The organism is Dongia rigui (assembly GCF_034044635.1).
In the GTDB taxonomy this organism is placed as follows: domain Bacteria; phylum Pseudomonadota; class Alphaproteobacteria; order Dongiales; family Dongiaceae; genus Dongia; species Dongia rigui.
Genome location: NZ_JAXCLX010000003.1, coordinates 200,622 through 220,361, shown reverse-complemented (window position 1 = coordinate 220,361; position 19,740 = coordinate 200,622). Strand labels below are relative to the sequence as shown.

At 62.2% G+C, this 19,740-nt stretch carries 11 protein-coding genes; 4 read left to right on the top strand and 7 right to left on the bottom strand.

The features are described from left to right. Positions 1–68 precede the first annotated feature (68 nt). From adeC to SMD31_RS16720, 3 genes are read right to left on the bottom strand one after another with little or no spacing between them, the layout of a single operon-like run. A complete protein-coding gene (gene adeC, locus SMD31_RS16730) occupies positions 69–1,508 on the bottom strand; it encodes an AdeC/AdeK/OprM family multidrug efflux complex outer membrane factor (protein ID WP_320502063.1) in 1,440 nt (479 codons plus the stop codon). A 1-nt stretch (position 1,509) separates the two neighbouring features. Then, positions 1,510–4,662 carry an efflux RND transporter permease subunit gene (locus tag SMD31_RS16725; RefSeq protein WP_320502062.1) on the bottom strand — a complete coding sequence of 1,051 codons (3,153 nt, stop codon included), beginning with the start codon at positions 4,660–4,662 and terminating at the stop codon, positions 1,510–1,512. 12 nt (positions 4,663–4,674) lie between these two features. Then, on the bottom strand, positions 4,675–5,790 hold the full coding sequence (locus tag SMD31_RS16720; RefSeq protein ID WP_320502061.1) for an efflux RND transporter periplasmic adaptor subunit: 1,116 nt from the start codon (positions 5,788–5,790) through the stop codon (positions 4,675–4,677). A gap of 213 nt (positions 5,791–6,003) precedes the next feature. Here SMD31_RS16720 and SMD31_RS16715 point away from each other — a divergent pair, with 213 nt between their 5' ends. The 3 genes from SMD31_RS16715 to SMD31_RS16705 all read left to right on the top strand — a co-directional run bounded on the left by SMD31_RS16715 (position 6,004) and on the right by SMD31_RS16705 (position 12,606). Then, a complete protein-coding gene (locus SMD31_RS16715) occupies positions 6,004–6,636 on the top strand; it encodes a TetR/AcrR family transcriptional regulator (protein ID WP_320502060.1) in 633 nt (210 codons plus the stop codon). Positions 6,637–6,663: 27 nt separating this feature from the next. Next, on the top strand, positions 6,664–7,470 hold the full coding sequence (locus SMD31_RS16710) for a DUF72 domain-containing protein (protein ID WP_320502059.1): 807 nt from the start codon (positions 6,664–6,666) through the stop codon (positions 7,468–7,470). 270 nt (positions 7,471–7,740) lie between these two features. Continuing rightward, positions 7,741–12,606 (top strand): hypothetical protein, encoded by a 4,866-nt coding sequence (locus SMD31_RS16705; protein WP_320502058.1) that lies wholly within the window; start codon positions 7,741–7,743, stop codon positions 12,604–12,606. On the opposite strand, the gene mgrA is transcribed toward SMD31_RS16705, so the two are convergent. The 3 genes from mgrA to SMD31_RS16690 all read right to left on the bottom strand — a co-directional run bounded on the left by mgrA (position 12,603) and on the right by SMD31_RS16690 (position 15,797). Beyond that, entirely contained in the window at positions 12,603–13,637 is a 1,035-nt protein-coding gene (gene mgrA, locus SMD31_RS16700) for an L-glyceraldehyde 3-phosphate reductase (protein ID WP_320502057.1), read from the bottom strand. The two genes, SMD31_RS16705 and mgrA, sit on opposite strands and share 4 nt — an antisense overlap. Before the next feature lie 84 nt (positions 13,638–13,721). Beyond that, positions 13,722–15,104, bottom strand: a complete 1,383-nt coding sequence (locus SMD31_RS16695) for a sensor histidine kinase (protein ID WP_320502056.1) — start codon at positions 15,102–15,104, stop codon at positions 13,722–13,724. Positions 15,105–15,332: 228 nt separating this feature from the next. Next, a complete protein-coding gene (locus SMD31_RS16690; protein WP_320502055.1) occupies positions 15,333–15,797 on the bottom strand; it encodes a nuclear transport factor 2 family protein in 465 nt (154 codons plus the stop codon). A gap of 126 nt (positions 15,798–15,923) precedes the next feature. Here SMD31_RS16690 and SMD31_RS16685 point away from each other — a divergent pair, with 126 nt between their 5' ends. Next, positions 15,924–16,682, top strand: a complete 759-nt coding sequence (locus tag SMD31_RS16685; RefSeq protein ID WP_320502054.1) for a cupin domain-containing protein — start codon at positions 15,924–15,926, stop codon at positions 16,680–16,682. A 13-nt stretch (positions 16,683–16,695) separates the two neighbouring features. Here the strand turns inward: SMD31_RS16685 and SMD31_RS16680 are convergent, their stop codons facing one another. Further along, the gene (locus SMD31_RS16680; protein ID WP_320502053.1) at positions 16,696–19,740 is read right to left on the bottom strand and encodes an aminotransferase class III-fold pyridoxal phosphate-dependent enzyme; all 3,045 of its coding nucleotides are present in this window, start codon (positions 19,738–19,740) and stop codon (positions 16,696–16,698) included.

Sequence of the window (19,740 nt, the reverse complement as noted above, 5' to 3'; positions counted from 1 at the left end):
CCGGATGCCTCACAATCAGAACGGCAACGTCTTGGCGTGGCAGGATTTTCCGAGCACGGAGGCGGCTCTCAATCGGTTGCGGCCAGGGCGGGTTTGCTCCCTTCGGACCAGCCGCCGCCCAACACTTTATATAAGGTGATGAGGTTGGCGGCCTTGTCGAGCCGGGTCGCGATCAGATTCTGCTCGGCCGTATACATCGAGCGCTGCGAATCCAGCACGTCGAGATAGCTCGAGACACCCTTTTTGTAGCGTTCGCTCGACAGGTTGTAGCTGGCCTCGGTCGAGTGGACGAGCGATTGCTGGGCATCCAGCTGCGCATCGATCGTGCCGCGCTGCGCCAGGGCATCCGCCACTTCGCGAAAGGCGGTCTGGATCGTCTTCTCATAGGTCGCGACCTCGATCTTCTTGTCCGTCTTGGCGGCATCGAGATTGGCCTGGTTGGCGCCCATGTCGAAGATCGGCAGAATGATGTCGGGGGCAAAGCCCCAGCCGCCGGTCCCGGCCTTGAACAGCGTCGACATGGCATCGCTCACACTGCCCGAACTCGCCGTCAGCGTGATCTTGGGGAAGAAGGCGGCGCGCGCGGCACCGATATTCGCATTGGCAGCCTTCAAATCGTGTTCGGCCGCGACCACATCCGGCCGGCGCAGCAGCACGTCGGAGGGCAGACCGCCTGGAATGTCGGTCATCGCCGTCACGGGACTGATGCCGCCGTCTGGCAAGGCATCCGCCGGCACCGCGGCACCCAGCAGCAAGGTGAGCGCGTTCAAATCCTGGGCCACCGCCGTCGTATACTGGGCGATGTCGAGCCGCGCCGTGTCGACGCTGGTCTCGGCCTGGTGGACGTCGAGCTCCGAGGCAATGCCGCTTTCGAACGTTCGCTTGGTGAGGTCGAGTGAGTTCTGCTGGCTGGCCAACGTGTCCTCGGCCAGCTTCAACTGCTCCTGATCGGCCTGTAACGTCAGATAGGCAGTCGCCACCTCGGCGATGAGGCTGATCTGGGCTGCGTGCATCGTCTCGACGGTCGAGAAATACTGTTCCAACGCCTGTTCGTTGAGGCTGCGGATGCGGCCGAAAAGATCCAACTCATAGGCGCTGATGGTCACCTGTGCGGCATAGGACTTGGTCGTTGTGGCAACGCCGGTCGCGGAATTGCGGCGTCCGGTACGGGTGATGTCGGCATTGGCATTGGCATTCACGGTCGGCAGCAAATCTGCCACCGACACGCGGTACTCGGCCTGCGCCTTCTCGATGTTGAGCGTCGCGATGCGCAGGTCGCGGTTGTTGCGCAGCGCCAGTTCGATCACCTGGCGCAGTTTGTCGTCGACGAAGTAGTCCTGCCAGGCAATGTCGGCCAAGGCCCGCTGGCTGCTGGTCGATGCCGGAAGATAAGCGGGGCCTGTCGGCCAGGTGTTCGCCACCGGGGCTGCTGGCTGATCGTAGTCAGGGATCAGCGAGCAGCCGCCGAGCAAAGCGGCGATGACGGCAAGGGATGCAAGGTGTTTCATGTCAGTGGACTCCGTCGCTCGCCGCTTCGGCGTTTGCTAAGCGCTGTTGCGCTGGCTTGCCTTTGAAGACACGGCGAATGATCACGAAGAAGAGGGGGATGAAGAAAATGCCAAGGACGGTCGCCGACAACGTACCGCCGACGACACCGATGCCGATGGCGTTCTGGCTGCCGGAGCCGGCGCCATTGCTGACCGCCAGCGGAAAGACGCCGAGGATGAAAGCCAGCGACGTCATCAGGATCGGCCGCAGACGCAAGCGCACGGCCTCCAATGTCGCCGCCACCAGTTCCTTGCCGCCGTCATGCAGTTCCTTGGCGAATTCGACGATGAGGATCGCGTTCTTCGCCGAGAGGCCAATGGTCGTCAGCAGGCCGACCTGGAAATAGATGTCGTTGGACAGGCCGGCAAGCTTGGCCGCCGCCAGGGCGCCGAAGACGCCGAGCGGCACCACCAGCATTACGGCCGCCGGAATCGACCAGCTCTCGTAGAGAGCGGCGAGACACAGGAAGACCACCAGCAGTGAAATCGCATAGAGTGCCGGCGCCTGCGACCCGGTCAGCTTTTCCTGATAGGAGAGACCGGTCCATTCGTAGCCGATGCCGACGGGCAGTTTCTCGGCCACGCGTTCGGCCGCCGCCATGGCCTCGCCCGACGAATAGCCGGGGGCCGCCTGTCCCTGGATTTCCAGCGAGGACATGCCGTTATACCGTTCAAGGCGTGGCGAGCCATATGTCCAATGTGCCGTGGCAAAGGCCGAGAAGGGCACCATCTCGTCTGTGCTGTTGCGCACATACCACTTGGCGACATCTTCAGGTGCCATGCGGAAAGGGGCATCGGCCTGCACATAGACCTTCTTGACGCGGCCGCGATCAAGGAAGTCGTCGACATAGCTGCCGCCCCAAGCCGTGCTGATCGCGTCGTTGATATCGGCCGACGAAACGCCCAAGGCACCGGCCTTGGCAAGATCGACATCAAGGCGGAATTCCGGCGTGTCGTCTTGGCCATTGGGCCGGACGGCTGCCAACGCGGGTTCCTGGGCTGCCAGGCCCAGGAACTGATTGCGCGCGGCGATGAGGGCGTCGTGCCCCAAACCGCCACGGTCCTGCAATTGCAGATCGAAGCCGGTGGCATTGCCCAGTTCCTGCACGGCCGGCGGGGCGAAGACGAAGACCTTGCCGTCGCGGATCTGTGCGAAGGCCGCCATGGCCCGGCCGATGATCGCCGGGGCTTTCAGCGCTACGCTGCTGCGTTCGTCCCAGTCTTTGAGGCTGATGAAGACGGTGCCGGTGTTCTGGCCGCTGCCGCCGAAGCCGAAGCCGGCAACGGCGAAGACCGAATTGACGCTGTCCTTCTCCGCCTTCAGGAAGTGTTCTTCCACCTGCTTCAGCACCGCCAGGGTCCGTTCCTGCGTGGCGCCCGCCGGCAATTGCACCTGGGCAAAGAGGATGCCTTGGTCTTCCTCGGGCAGGAACGATGTCGGCAGGGTTACGAACAGTGCCGCCATCGCCGCGCCGATCGCCAGATAGATGACCAGGAAGCGCTTGCCCCGGTTCAAGATTCCCCCGACCGCCCCCTGATAGCCATGGGTACCGGCCTCGAAGGCGCGGTTGAACCAGCCGAACGGTCCGCCCCGCTCTGTCGGCGTGGTGTGGGTTGCCGGCTTCAACAATGTGGCACACAGCGCCGGCGTCAGGATCATCGCCGTCATGACCGACAAGGCCATGGCCGCCACGATGGTGACCGAGAACTGCCGGTAAATGACACCCGTCGAACCGCCGAAGAAGGCCATCGGCACGAAGACGGCGGAGAGCACCAGCGCGATGCCAATAAGAGCGCCCGTGATCTGGCTCATGGACTTGCGCGTGGCTTCGCGCGGCGGCAATCCTTCCTCTGCCATCACGCGCTCGACATTCTCAACGACGACAATAGCGTCGTCGACCAGCAGGCCGATCGCCAGCACCATGGCGAACATGGTGAGCGTGTTGATCGAATAGCCGAAGACGGCGAGGATCCCGAACGTGCCGAGCAGCACCACCGGGACCGTGATGGTGGGGATCAAAGTCGCGCGGAAATTCTGCAGGAAGACAAACATCACGACGAAGACCAGGGCGATGGCTTCGAGCAAGGTCTTCACCACTTCCTCGATCGAGACCGTGACGAAGGGTGTCGTGTCATAAGGATAGACCGTCGACATGCCGGCCGGGAAGAAGGCGGAAAGCTCGGCAATCCGCGCCTTCACGGCACTGGCCGTCTCCAGCGCATTGGCGCCGGTCGCCAGCTTGATGGCAAGGCCGGTGGCCGCGCGTCCGTTAAAGCGCGAGACGACGTCATAGCTTTCGGAACCAAGCTCAACCCGCGCCACATCGCCGATCCGCACCGTGGAACCGTCGGTATTGGTGCGGAGCAGGATGTTGCGAAACTGTTCCGGCGTCTGCAGGCGCGACTGCGCCGTGATGGTGGCGTTGAGCTGCTGTCCCTTCACATAGGGCGTACCACCGATCTGGCCGGCCGCAACTTGCGCGTTCTGCGCCTCGATGGCGGTGCTGACATCATCCGGCGTCAGTTTGAAACTGTTGAGCTTGTCCGGATCAAGCCAGATGCGCATGGCATATTGCGCGCCAAACAACTGCACGTCGCCCACACCATCGACGCGGGCGATCTGGTCCTGCAGATTGGCCGCGGCATAGTCGGACAGGTCGGCCTGGGTCAGCTCATCGCTGCTGGAAACCAGGCCGATCACCATCAGGAAGTTATTGGCGGCCTTGGCCACCGTGATGCCCTGCTGCTGCACCGCGCTGGGCAGCAGCGACGTCGCCAACTGCAGCTTATTTTGCACCTGCACCTGGGCGATATCGGCATCCGTGCCGGCGGCGAAAGTCAGGCGGATATTGGCGCTGCCATCGGACCCGCTGGTCGAGGACATATAGATGAGGTTGTCGATCCCCTTCATCTTCTGCTCGATCACCTGGGTGACCGTGTCCTCCAGCGTCTGTGCCGAAGCACCGGGATAGCTGGCGCTGATCGAGACCGAGGGCAGGGCGATCTGCGGGTATTGCATCACCGGCAGTTTCAGGATGGCCAATCCGCCACCCAGCATGATGACGATGGCGATGACCCAGGCAAAGATCGGCCGGTCGATAAAGAAACGAGCCATGATGTCGCTCCCTTACTGTGCCACGGGCGATGCGGCGGCGGCATCGATGGCCTTGACCGCGATACCCGGCTTGATGTTCTGAAAACCATCGATGATGAGGCGGTCACCGGCCTGCAAGCCGCTGCCGACCAGCCATTGGTCGCCGATCGTGCGCTCGGTCTTCACCGCGCGCTGCTCGACCTTCTCGCCGTTGCCGACGACATAGGCATAAGGCTCACCCTTGGCATCGCGCATCACCGCCTGTTGCGGTGCCAGGATCGCCTGGTCGTTGCTGCCCTCGTCCAGGATGGCGCGCACATACATGCCGGGCAGCAGGTCATGCTGCGGATTGGGGAAGATGGCGCGCAGCGTGATGCTGCCGGTGCTCTGGTCGACCGTGACATCCGAGAATTGCAGAGTGCCCTTCTCGGCATAGGTGCTGCCGTCTTCCAGCAGCAGCGTCACATCCGCCTGGTTGTCGCCGCTATGCGTGATCCGGCCCTCGGCCAGATCGCGCTTCAGGCGCAGATATTCGGCGCTGGTCTGCGTCACATCGACATAGATCTGGTCGAGATCCTGGATGGTGGCGAGCGCCGTGGTCTGGCTGGCGGTCACCAAGGCACCTTCGGTGACGCTCGATTTGCCGATACGGCCGGAAATTGGTGCTGTGATCTTGGTATAGGCCAGGTTGATCTCCGCCGTCTTCACGGCGGCGGCGTTGAGCGCGATATCCGCCTGCGCTGCCTTCAGCGAGGCGACGGCGTCGTCGTAATCCTGCTTGGCGACGGCGTTGATGCCGACCAGTTCGTCATAGCGCTTGGCCTTCGACTGCAGCGAGACGACGTTCGCCTTGGCCTTAGCGAGCGAGGCGCGGGCGCTGTCGAGCGAGGCCTGATAGGTGGCGGGGTCGATCTGGTAAAGCACGTCGCCTTGCGCGACATCGCCGCCCTCGGTGAAGAGGCGTTTCTCGATGATGCCGCCGACCTGGGGCCGCACTTCCGAAACCAGGAAGGCGGAGGTCCGGCCGGACAATTCGACCTGCACCGCCACATTCTGCGGTGCCAGGGTTTGCACGCCGACGGCGGGTGGCGGCACCTCGGTGGGCACGTTGGCGCTCGGTTGGTCACAGGCCGCAAGCACGAGCGCCATCCCCATCGAAAGCATTAAAGCATTGAAATTCATAATTCTTTCTCTCCAGTGTCACAGGCCTTGCAAGGCCAGACATCTATCGACATAATTTAGAATGAGCGTTCGAACTAGAAAATATAGAATGATTGCTCTAATTTCCAGCTACTTTTTTGCATGGCGCTCTGCAACAGTGCGGCGCGTCGCGCTGGGAATCGGCCCGATTGGGGGGAGTTCATGAGCAAAGACAAGGAGATGCCGCGCCCGGCGCGGGAGGAACGCAACGCTGCACGGCGCCAGCAGGTGCTGGAAGCGGCACAGGATTGTTTTCTCCGCCGCGGCTTTCACGGCGCCAGCATGGCCGAGATATCGGCGGCGGCCGGGATGAGCGTCGGCCACATCTATCACTACTTCCAGAACAAGGATGCGATCATCGCCGCCATCATCGAGCAGGGCGTGCAGCACATCGCCGACGACTTCGCCGAGATCGGCCGGGGATCCGACATCATCGCCGGGATGATCGAGCATGCCGGCGCGGTTGTGCGGCGCCAGTTGGATGGCAAAGGCCCCTCGCTCTCGGCCGAGATTTTCGCCGAGGCCTCGCGCAATGCCACCGTGCGCAAGGTGTTGGAGGAGGCTGACAAGAAAGTGCACGGCATCGTCCGCGACACGATCGCAAAAAGCGGGCATATGCCGGCCGATGCGGCGACCCTTGATGCGCGGATGGAATTGATCGGCGCGATCTTCGATGGGCTCGAGATGCGGATGATCCGAAACCCGAATCTGCCCCGGGACGCCGTGCTCGCCGAACTGCCGCGCCTGATGCGCTATTTGCTGCTGGGCCGCGCCGATGAGGATGCTAAAGTCTGATCCGCGAACTCGCAAAAGGATTGGATCGTGGCAAAGCAGGACGGGCAAATTCGCATCGGCATCGGTGGCTGGACCTTCGAACCCTGGCGTGGGCCCTTTTATCCGGCAGGCTTGGCGCAGAAGCGCGAGTTGGAATATGCCAGCGGCAAGCTGACTTCGATCGAAATCAACGGCACCTATTACGGTTCGCAAAAGCCGGAGAGCTTTGCCAAATGGCATGACGAGACGCCGGACGATTTTGTTTTCGCGCTCAAGGGTCCGCGCTTTGCCACCAATCGCCGCGTGCTGGCCGAGGCCGGTTCGTCGATCGAGAAGTTCCTCTCCAGCGGCATCACCCGTCTCAAGAACAAGCTTGGGCCCATCAACTGGCAGTTCATGGGGACGAAGAAGTTCGATCCCGCCGATTTCGAAGGCTTCCTTAAACTGCTCCCCGACAGCCATGACGGCATCAAGCTGCGCCACGCCATCGAAGTGCGCCATGACAGCTTCAAGGTGCCGGAATTCATCGACCTTGCCCGCAGCTACAAGGTCGCCGTGATCACCGCGGCCGATGGCGATTATCCGCAGATTGCCGATCTCACCGCACCCTTCGCGTACCTACGCATCATGGGGACGACGGAGGGCGAGAAGCTGGGCTATGCCAAGAAGGCACTCGATCTCTGGGCGGCGCGTGCCAAGGCGCTGGTCAAGGGCGAGGTGCCGGACGGACTGGAAACGGCCAGCAACAAGCCCGGGCGCAAAGGTCCGGGCGATGTCTTTCTCTATGTCATCAGCGGCCACAAGGTCCTGAACCCCGCCGCCGCAATGGCCTTGATCGAGCGACTGCAAAAATAGCGCCCGTTCCGACCGGAAAAATTCCGGAATAGACCCTCCCGATCGCCCCCAAACGCCAAAAATTCTGGCGAAACCTCCGCGTCTGCGCTTTTCCGGCAAATAGCCACTTCCAGCCGCTGCGAATTTGAACCTAATGCCTCCCGCCAACGCCCAATCGGCAATCGGGGACATCGCCGCGGGGCGTCAAGCTACCCACCAACGCGACCTTCGATGACCAAGCCGCTTCCGGCCCATCCGGGAGATCGGTGACATGTGCTCAGGAGACGGACGATGGCGATCGATGCATTGAAGGATCTCGACCGGGTTGCTCACGGCGCTGCAGCCGGCAACGTGATCACGGGCGCGGGTACGCTCAGCGCCAATGCTGGCAAGGACAGCCCTGGCGTCGCCCCCAATCTGATCACCAAGATTCAATATGAAGCAACGATGGCCAGCGTCGTGGCGGGGGGCGTCGACATCAACGGCTTGTTCGGAACCCTGCATATCAACCCAGATGGCAGCTACACCTATGCGCGCTATGAAGCCGACATCTACAATGCGGGTGCTCCTGATATCGGCGATGTCGATACCTTTACCTATACCTTGACCGACAAGAACGGGGCCAACGACACTGCGACACTCACGATCGAGCTGTTTCCGGTCACGACAACCACCCCCGACAAGGCCGGCGTCCATCTCGGCACGGCATATGACGATTTCATCACCGCGGGCGGCGATTTTGGACTGGATGCCAACGCCAGCGGCTTCACCGTTGTCGATGGCGGTGACGGTCAGGACAAAATCGTCGGTCAACAGTTTTCCGGCAACCACCTGATTGGCGGCGCAGGCAATGATTGGCTCATTGGCGGTGACAAGGACGACATGCTGGACGGTGGCGTCGGCGCGGACAAGATCGAGGGAGGCGCTGGCGTCGATACCGTGACATATGCCGCCTCCAAGATCGGCGTCACTGTCGATCTCTCGGACTCAGCCAACAATTCGGGCGGCGCGGCCGGTGATATCCTGGATGACATCGAAAACGTGGTCGGCAGCGCTTTCAACGATCTCATCCTCGGCAACAATACCAAGAACAACTTGGACGGTGGCGCCGGCAACGACACGCTGTCCGGCGAAGATGGTAACGATCAGCTCTACGGCGGTCTGGGCAACGATACGCTGGACGGCGGTATTGGCGCTGACCAGATGTGGGGTGGTGCCGGCGCCGACGTCTTCATGGGTGGTGCGGATACCGATACCGTCTCCTATTCGGATTCGAAGGCCGGCATCGTTCTCAACCTCGCCGATACCAGCAAAAGCACCGGTGACGCCAAGGATGACAGCTACGTGCAGGTCGAGAAATTCGTCGCATCGAGCTTCAGCGACGTCATCACAGCCAGCAATTTCGGTAGCAACGTGGCTGGCGGCGGCGGCAACGACACGATCACTGGTGGGTCCGCCAAGGATGTGATTGCCGGCGACGATGGCGACGACCAGATTGATGGCGGCGCCGGCAACGATGCGATCGATGGCGGTGACGGCAACGACGTCATCAAGGGCGGTGCCGGCAATGACACGCTTGAAGGCGGCCTGGGCAGAAACGAACTGGAGGGTGGCGCTGGCGCCGACCAATTGATCGGTGGCGGCACGACCGAACTCGATTTCGCCAGCTATCGAAATGCCCTGGCTGCGGTATCGGCTTGGCTGGGTGCCCCGGTCCTCAATTCTGGCGAAGCTGACGGCGACATCTATACCGACATCGAAGGTCTGATCGGCTCCAAATTCGACGACTCGCTCATGGGCGGCAATCTCGATGATGTGATCTATGGCGGCGCCGGCAACGACCAAAGCTCCGGCGGCGGCGGTGCCGACCTGATCTATGGCGAAGCCGGCGACGACCAGCTCTCGGGTAGCGCCGGTATCGACAAGCTCTATGGCGGTCTTGGCAACGACAAGCTCTATGGCGGCACCGAGGCCGACGTTCTCGATGGCGGCGCCGGCGCCGATCTGCTGGACGGCGAAGCCGGTGACGATCTGGCCAGCTACGAAAGTGCAACGGCAGGTGTCACCATCAATCTTCTCAATGCAGCACTCAGCACGGGTGACGCCAAGGGCGATACCTATATCGAGATCGAGAAGATTGTCGGTTCCAATTTCGCCGACAAGTTCACCGGTGACGACGGCGCCAACGTCTTCTTTGGCCAGGGTGGCATCGACAATTTCGCCGGTGGCAAGGGCGAGGATGCCGCCGGTGGCGGCGAGGGTAACGATATTCTGTCGGGCGGTGACGACAACGATACGCTGGATGGGGAAGCCGGCGACGATCAGCTCTCTGGCGATGCCGGCAATGATATCCTCTATGGCGGTAGCGGCAAGGACAAGCTGCTGGGTGGAGTCGGCAATGACGACCTCAACGGCGACGCTGATGATGACAATCTCGAAGGTGGCGATGGCGACGATGTGCTGAAGGGCGGAACCGGCAACGACAAGCTCTATGGCGGCGTTGGCAGCGATACGCTGGTAGGTGGCGCGGATGATGATTTGCTGGAGGGCGGGGCCGACAATGACGAACTGCTGGGCAGCGGCGGCAACGACAAGCTGCTGGGGGGGCTTGGTAACGACACGCTCTACGGCGACGGCAATGACGACACGCTGGATGGCGGCGACGGGGTGGATGAACTGAATGGCGGCAGCGGCAATGATGCGCTCCTTGGCGGTATCGGCGACGACACGCTGAACGGGGGTTCGGAAGACGACCAGCTCGATGGCGGCGCTGGCAAGGACGCATTGGACGGCGGGACCGGCAATGACAAGCTGCTGGGTGGCGTTGATGACGACACATTGGTCGGCAATACGGGCGACGACTATCTGGATGGCGGCGACGGTGTCGACACCCTGTCCGGCAATGATGGTGACGATGTTCTGCTCGGCGGGAAGGGCGACGATACCCTGAACGGCGGCAACAACGATGATCTGCTCGAAGGCGGTATTGGCGCGGATACCTTCATTGGCGGCGGTGGTTTCGACACCGTTACCTACCGCAACGCCACGGCAGCCGTGATCGCTGATCTGATGATCGCGGCCAACAACACGGGCGAGGCTCAAGGCGACAGCTACACCACGGTCGAAGCTCTGGCGGGCAGTAAATTCGCCGATACGCTCACCGGCAATGCCAATGCCAACACTCTTTCCGGCGGCGCCGCAAATGACATTCTGTCCGGTGGCGCCGGCATTGATACGCTGATCGGCGGTGCGGGGGCCGACAAACTCGATGGTGGCGCGGATGTCGACAGTGCCAGCTATATAGATGCGCTGGCCGCGGTGACGGTAAATCTGGGCGATCTCAGCAAGAATCTGGGTGATGCCAAGGGCGATACCTATACGCTGATCGAATGGATCGCCGGCAGCAATTTCAACGACACGCTGATCGGCGACACGGCGGACAATACGCTCAGCGGCGGCTCGGGCAATGACGCCGTTTCCGGCGGACTGGGCGATGATGACCTCTATGGCGAAATCGGTGACGACACGCTGGAGGGTGGCGCGGGCAAGGATGCCCTGTATGGCGGCGACGGCAATGACATTCTGATCGGTGGCGCTGACGCCGACGCCTTGTTCGGTGGCGATGGATATGCCGATATCGCCAGCTATGGCAACCTCCTGGTGGGAATCACCATTGATCTTGCCAATGCCGCGAACAGCACAGGTGACGCCAAGGGCGATACCTATGACGGCATCGAACTCATCGAGGGCACCCAGGGCGACGACATCATCACCAACGGGGATGTCTCGGGTGTGGGCGGCTTGCGCGGTGGCAAGGGCAACGACGTCATCACCGGTGGTGCCAGCAATGACTACATCTTTGGTGGCGACGGCAACGACACGATCGTCGGTGGCGACGGCAGCAATCAATTCTACGGTGGTGCCGGCAATGACACGATGACCGGCGGCAAGGATGACGACGTCTTCTATGCCGATGCCGGTGCCGACAAGATCAACGGCGGCAACGGCACGTCCGACCGCGTATCATTTCAGCTATCGACGGTCGGCGTGACGATGGACCTCGCCAATGCCGCTGCCAACACCGGCTTTGCCCTTGGCGATACCTACAGCGCGATTGAGACCTTTGAAGGATCGTTGCTGGCCGACAAATTCTATGGTTCCACCGGCGCCGATCAGTTCTATGGAGGCTTGGGGGCCGATATCCTGGACGGGCGCGAAGGCAACGACCAGCTCTTGGGCGAGGCCGGTGCGGACACGCTGACCGGCGGTCTCGGCAACGATATGATGTGGGGTGGCGATGACGGCGACGCGCTGGATGGCGGCGCCGGCAATGACAAGCTTTACGGCGAGGGCGGAAATGACAAGCTCGATGGCGGGGAGGGCAATGACCAACTCTTCGGCGGCGCCGGCAACGATACGCTGCTGGGCGGCCTGGGCATCGACACCCTCACCGGCGGTGCCGATAACGACTCGCTGACCGGCGGTGCCGGCGATGATGTGCTGAGCGGGGAAGACGGCAACGACACGTTGCTCGGCGGATTGAACGACGACACGCTTTCTGGGGGCATCGGCAATGACTCGCTGAAGGGCGAGGACGGCAACGACATTCTCGAAGGCGAGGCCGGCAACGATACCCTCGATGGCGGGATCGGCAATGACGAACTCTATGGTGGCGACAACAACGACACGCTGACCGGCGGCGATGGCAATGACCATCTGGAAGGTGGGGCCCATAGCGACAGCCTGACCGGCGGCCTCGGCAACGACGTCCTGCTGGGTGGCGACGGCAACGACGTCCTCGTCGGTAGCGATGGCAACGATCATCTGGAAGCTGGACTGGGTGTCGACAAATTGACCGGCGGCGCCGGGGCCGACGAATTCGTCCTCCGGATGTACGAAATGGATAACGACACCATTGCCGATTTCAAAGCCGGGGAGGACAAGCTGGTCTTTGCCGACATCTTCGACGGCGCCGGCGATGGACTGCAGGACCTGCTGGCCGCGGACATTCACGCGATCAGCGCCGGCGCGAGCCTGACGATCTATCAGGGTGACAATGTCGTTGCCACCCTGACCGGCTGGACCGGACCGCAGATCACCTCGACGCAGGATTTCGTCTGGGCCATGGGTGGCGATCTGGTCATCGAATACAGTTAGAGAGGTTTGTCGCCGGACCCCTTGCGCCAGAGATCGATGCCGCCATCCGTGGCGAGGGCGTCGATCTCCTTGAGGTCGCCGGCACTGAAGCTGAGATTCTTAAGGGCACCCAGCGAGTCTTCCAGCTGCGCCACATTGCGGGCGCCGATGAGGGCCGAGGTGATGCGCGGGTCTTTGAGCACCCAGGCGATCGCCATTTGCGCCAGGCTCTGCCCGCGCTTCTCGGCAATCGCATTGAGGCCGCGGATGCGCTTGAGATTCTCCTCATTGAGGAAACCCTGCTGCAACGACCCGTTGAGCGCCGCCCGCGAATCCGCGGGCACGCCTTTGAGATATTTGTTGGTCAGCATGCCCTGTGCCAGCGGCGAGAAGGCGATACAGCCCATGCCCAGTTCCTGAAGCGTCGCCAGCAACCCGTCCTCGACCCAGCGGTTGAGCAGCGAATAGCTTGGCTGATGGATGAGGCAGGGTGTCCCCAGATCCTTCAATATCGCCTGCGCCTTCCTGGTCGCCTCGGGCGAGTAGGAGGAGATCCCGACATAGAGCGCCTTGCCGGAACGGACGGCGTGGTCGAGCGCCAGCATCGTCTCCTCGAGCGGCGTTTCAGGATCAAGCCGGTGCGAATAGAAGATGTCGACGTAATCGAGGCCCATGCGCTTCAGGCTCTGATCGAGGCTGCCCAGCACATATTTGCGCGAGCCCCATTCGCCATAAGGTCCAGGCCACATCAGATAGCCGGCCTTGGTCGAGACGACGATCTCGTCGCGATAGGGGCTGAAGTCATCGGCGAATATCCTGCCGAAATTCTCCTCCGCCGAACCCGGCGGCGGCCCGTAATTGTTGGCAAGATCGAAATGGGTGACACCGAGATCGAAGGCGCGGCGCAAGACGGCGCGCTGTGTTTCCAGGGCATCGACACCGCCAAAATTCTGCCACAGCCCCAGCGAGATCGCCGGCAGCTTCAGCCCGCTCTTGCCCGTGCGGCGATAGAGTGTGGGCTCGTAGCGGTTTTCGGCGGCAACATAGGGCATCGGGAATCCTCACGTGACAGAAACGCATGTTGAAGGCGCCATCATAGAAAGGCGCCCGCGATAGCTCAATCGTTCTGGGGGCGATCAGGCGGCGATGTTGACCGGAAGGTCGATCAGCACCCGGAAGGAGTTCGAGGATGCTTCGTAATGCAGCGATCCGTCATGGGCCTCGACGATCGCCTTGGCGATGGGCATTTCGAGGCCCAGACCGTGGGCGACGCGGCTGAGGCCCAGTTCCCCCTGCACGAAGGGATCGAGGGCCGGCGTGGTCGCTGCGGCATCGTTACTGGCCGGGACCAGCTGATCGACCAGGGCATGATCCCGGTGGCCGATCGTGATATGCGCGCGGCCGCCGCGATGGCTGACGGCGATCTCAATTGGCTTCTCGCCCGAGAGTTTCTTGCGCCCATGCAGGATGGTGTTGAACAGTGCCTGCCGCAGCCAAGCCTCGTCGGCACAGATCATCACATCCTGCGCGGGCAGGGTGGTGGTCAGTTCCTGCCGCACACCGGATTTCGCGTCGTGATTGATCTGCCGCTTGATGCTGGTGACGCTGTCAGCCACCAGCAGGCGCAGGTCGAACTCGGCTGGCGATAAGGCAAGCTTCCCGGCCGAGATCTTCGACATGTCGATGGTCTGGTTGACCAAGGTGAGGAGATGCTTGCCCGCTTCCAGGACTTCATCCGTCCATGCCGTGAGTTCGTGGTCGTGAGTCTTGCCGGCGCGCGATCTCATCAGTTCCGAAAAACCGATCACCGCATTGAGCGGCGTGCGCAGTTCATGTGTCACGACGGCGAGGAACGTGTCTTTGACACGGCTCGCCTGATCGACGCGCAATCGGGCTTCGCGCTCGCGCTCGCGGGATGCTTCGATCTGCTTGATGTTGCGCAGCAGAAGGCCGATGAGCGCGATGCCGGAGAGGATGGCGACCGCCATGACGCCGGCGGCTTTCAATTGTGCCTCGACCAGTTCTTCCTTCTGCCGGTCGGGATTGCTGTGCAGCATGACGTCCTGCACCCAGGAGCGGATGGGTGAGTCGAGCAGCGCCAGCTGGTTGAAGGCCGCCTTGCGCGTGTCTTCATCCTTGGTCGCCATGGCCTGCTTCACCGACGAATCCTGTGCCGTCAGCGCGTCGAGATCGGCGATCAGCTTGTCGTAGCTGGCGTCGCTCGCCAATTCGGTCGGATCGGTTTCCTGCTTCAGCACGCGGATGCGAGTCTGGAAAACCGAGAAGCGCGTCTCGAGGAAACTCGCTGGCACAGATTGCGTGAGGCCGGCATAGCCGTTGAAGGCGTGCTTGAATTGCAGGTATTCGATTTCAAGCTGGGCTGCGGCCCATGCCACATTCTTCAAGCTGCGATGGGCATCAAGGGCGCTGCTGACCAGGATTTGCACGCTGAGGCCGATCGCCAGCAGGAAGCTGCCGACGACCATTACGACGAGCCAATACCTGCGCGCTGTACTCATGCGACGTGGTGATGTCCGTTGTCGACGCAGCCTGCCGATGCGACTACCCCATCGTGATAGGGCTGCGTAATCCCCTTAACGAACTATTAACCTTAAAAGCCGAGTCGCGTCAAAGCCTTCTAGGCGCCTGACCAAAAAGGGAAAATTCGGAGGAATCGCTCGACCGCGAATGGATTCCAAGAGCTAAATGGGATAATTATCCTTGTCGCAAAGACGTTTAAGAGCCGCTTAGAAACCGAGTTCGGTCAAAGCCGGGTGATCATCCGGCCGGCGGCCGAGTGGCCAATGAAAGCGGCGGTCGCTTTCCTTGATCGGGCCGTCGTTGATGCTGGCGATGCGCCGCTGCATCAGGCCATGGGCGTCGAACTCCCAGTTCTCGTTGCCATAGGAGCGGAACCATTGGCCGCTATCGTCATGCCATTCATAGGCAAAGCGGACGGCAATGCGGTTGCCGTGGAAGGCCCAAAGTTCCTTGATCAGGCGATAGTCGAGCTCGCGCTGCCATTTGCGGGTCAGGAAAGCTTCGATCTCGGCCCGGCCGCGGATGAATTCGGCACGGTTGCGCCACTGGCTGTCCGGCGTGTAGGCGAGCGCCACACGCGCGGGATCGCGGCTGTTCCAAGCATCTTCGGCAAGCCGCGCCTTTTGTGCAGCGGTTTCCTCCGTGAAGGGCGGCAGCGGGGGACGATCCATCTTCCTCTCCTTGAACAGCGAAGGCAGCATTATAAGCGGGTGTCGGTGAAATGGCGAACGCGATAGGTTGATCCGCGCCGCAATCTTCAGTCAAATGCGCGCGGACAAAAAATTGTGGGGATCGACGTGCCAAGCAATCCGGTGATCAAGTTCAACCTCGACGGTAACAATGGTGAAGGTCTGGCCGTGTGGCCGGCCATTCCGGCGGACGAACTCACTGCCGGCAATCCGGTGCAGCGCGGCGTCGAATTTTTCAATGACCCGAAAATCGGCCTCAGTGCCGGTCTTTGGGATTGTACGGCCTTCACGACCAAGATGGCTCCCTATCCGGTCAACGAGTTCATGATCGTCCTCGAAGGCAGCGTCACCATGGTCGAACCGGGCGGCCTCGAGACCACGATCGGTGCCGGCGAGGCTTTCGCCATCCCCAAGGGCACGGTCTGCCAATGGCGGCAGTCCGGTTATATGAAGAAGTACTACGTGATCTTCGACGACGCCTCGGGCGCGGATCCCGCCAAGGCCAGTGCGCAGAAGATCCTGAAGATCGATATCAATGCGGCGCGTGAGCCCAGCCCCTCGCCGGCACCCGAATTGCTGCTCAGCCCCAATCCGACGCAGACCGGGCGCAACTGGATCGAGGACGCGACCGGCCAATGGACCATGGGTGTCTGGGATTCGACGCCCTATCGCCGCAAGGCCATTCCGTTTCCGCGCCACGAGCTGATGCATCTGCTGGAAGGCTCAGTGACATTGTCGACGCCCGACGGCTGGCACGAGACCTATCGTGCCGGCGACACCTTCTTTGTACCGATGGGCGCCAATGTCGAATGGCACAACACCGAATATGTGAAGAAGTACTATTGCATCATGATCCCGAAGGGGTGAGGGGCATCGCCCCTCACGCGACCTCGGCGAAGGCAGTTTCCAGCACCTGCATCAGGAAATCGGCGTTGGTGTCGGTGAAGATCATGCCGGGGCGCATCTTGATGACGTTGTCATGGGGGCCGTCGGTGCCGAGCAGCACGCCGAGCTGGCGGCATTTTTCGACGATGCGGCCGGCATAATCGGTGGCCGGCACCTTGGTCATGCGGTCCTCGACCAGTTCGATGCCCAGCATGAGGCCCTGGCCGCGCACGTCGCCGATGCGGTCGTGGCGGTCCATCAGCTTTGACATGCGCGCGATCAGGCTTTGCCCCAGACGAGTCGCGTTGGCGAGGAGGCGATCGCGTTCCAGAATCTCCAGCACCTTCAAGCCCACGGCACATGACACGGGATTGCCGCCGAAGGTGTTGAAATATTCCATGCCGTTGAAGAAGGCGTCGGCGATCTCGCGCGTCGTCACCATCGCCGCCATGGGGTGGCCGTTGCCGATGGGCTTGCCCATGGTGACGATGTCCGGCACGGCATCATGGGAATCGAAGGCCCACATATGCGAGCCCACACGGCCGAAGCCGATCTGCACTTCGTCGGCGATGATGACCGCACCGGCTTTGCGCGCCGCGGCGTAGGCTGCCTTGAGATAGCCTTGCGGCAGCACGATCTGCCCGGCGGAGCTTGGCAGGGATTCGGCGATGAAGGCCGCGGGCTTATGGCCGGCTTGCGCCAACTGGTCGATGGCCGTGGTGACACTGGCGGCATAGCGCGCGGCGATCTCCGCCTTGGGCCAATCGGCCGGCGCCCGGTAGGCGTCGGGCAGCATCGCTTCGCCGGTCGTTGCCGGCCGGCCCTTGCCGCCCTTGCGTTTATACTTGTAGGGGCTGATCTCGATCAGCGACGACAGATGGCCATGATAGGCCCAGTCGAGCGCCACCGTCCCTTGCGCCTGCGTATAGTTGCGCGCGAGACGCAAGGCGAGGTCGTTCGCCTCCGATCCGCTGCACACGAAACCGGCGACGGTGAGGTTCTTTGGCAAGGTCGCGGTGAGCTTTTCGGCATAGGCGATGATGTTGTCGTGGAGGTAGCGGGTATTGGTGTTGAGGAGCGCCGCCTGACGCGCCAGCACCTCGACGATCTCAGGGTTGGCATGGCCCAATTGCGCCACGTTGTTGTAGCAATCGAGATAGGCGCGGCCGCGATCGTCGATGAGATGGACGCCCTCACCCCGCACAATCTTCATCGGCGTCTTGTAGGAGATGGAGAGGTTGCGAACCAGCTTCTCCTTGCGGACTTTGAGAAGATCGTCCGCTGCGCGGCCGGCCTTGGTGAAGGTTTCAGCGGGGAGATCGGCAAACGCTGCGGGGCTGGGGAAGAGCTCGGCCCAGACCTTGGCATAGCCCGGTTCGCCGGCACCGATCACATCGGCGGCCTTCTCTGGGCGATAGGCGATGAGCTGCAGATGCACATGCGGCTGCCAGCCGCCATTCTCGGTGTTCGGTCCCATCTGGCCCACGACAGCGCCGGCCTTCATCTCGTCGCCGATTTTCACCGCCTTGGCGCTCTCCGCACTCAAATGCCCCCACAGGCTGCAGAAGGTGATGCCGGGCGCCGGAGTGTGTTCCAGCAGGATGGCATGGCCGTAATCGAGCGGCAGGTCGGAGACATAGATATCGACGACCTTGCCCGGCAGCGGCGTACGCACATTGGCGCCGGCGTCGAGGAAGAGATCGAGGCCGAGATGGAGCGAGCGACGCTGGCCCGTGCTCAAGGTCGAGGCGAAGGCGTCCGCCGTATAGACCGGGCGGTCCTCGCCCCACGGTCCGACGCCGAGATCTATGCCGTCCTTGGCCATGATCTCGGCCCAGAGCTTCTCGGCTTCCAGCGGGCGGCGCGCCGCTGAGGCGATGGCGATCTGATGCGTCTTGTCGCCGAAGGGCACCAGGCCCTTGCGCATCGTCGCCGGTGCCTGGTCAAGGACCGGGGCAAAGCTGCGGCGATTATCCTGCAGCCAGGCGATGACAGCCTTAGCACCGGCCACGGCTTCGAAACCGCAAGCCTGGCGCAGCAGGCCGGTGGCGATGATCGGGTCCATGGCGCGCAGGCGCTTCAGCAGGTTCCAGGCCGGCGCCTCGCTGATCGAGAGATAGGCGTTGTCCTTCGAGCGGTCCTTGCGTGAGGCCGACATGGTGACGCTGATGACCAGCCGCGCGGCGATGAGATCGAAGAGCAGATCGATTTCTTCCGCTTGCAGCGGGTTGGCGCGGTGGAAGGCCGCTGCCATCGTGCCGGCATCATCGATCGGCGCATCGCGGTCCATGATGGCATAGGCGGCGGCGACGGCGAGCTCGTTGATGAGCGGCGAATGAATGGCATCGCCATAATCGATGATGCCGGCGATCTGCTCACCCGTCGCGCTGTCCACCAGCACGTTATAGTCATTGGCATCGCCGTGGATGACCTGGGCGCGGCAGCGCTTGAGGCGCGGCGCCACATGCGCGTCGAACCGGTCGAGGAAGTATTCGACGATGTCGCGCTGTTCGGGTTCATCGATATAAGCAAGACGCGCGCGGGATTTTCCGGCCTGGGCCACGTCCCAATCGAAATCGCGCGCGGCACCCGGATGGCCGAAGCCTTGCAGCGCCTTGGTGAGGCGACCCAGTGTTTCGCCGAAGCTGGCAAAAAGCGCCGTGGATTTGTGGCCTTTGGCGAAGGGTTTGCCCGGCAGCCAGCCGACGACGCGCACGAAATGCGGCGTGCCTTCAGCGCTGGTGCAGCGCCCGAGGATCTCGCCATTGAGGGTGGGTTTCAGGTGCGGCAAGGGCAAGGCGGGATCAAGCTCGGCGACGTGACGCAGGAGTGCTGCCTGGAAATCGAGCGCCTGCACATCCTCTGCCTGATTGGCGATCTTCACCACCCAGCTCTGGCCATTCGCTTCCGTGAGGCGGAAGTTCTGATCGCGCTCGCTGTCGAGCGGCGCGAAGCTGCCGTTCAAGCCATAAAGACTGTCGACGATTGCCTCGACCTTATCGACGGGGAAGGCGGGCGGCAGGGAGGTGAGAACGGACAT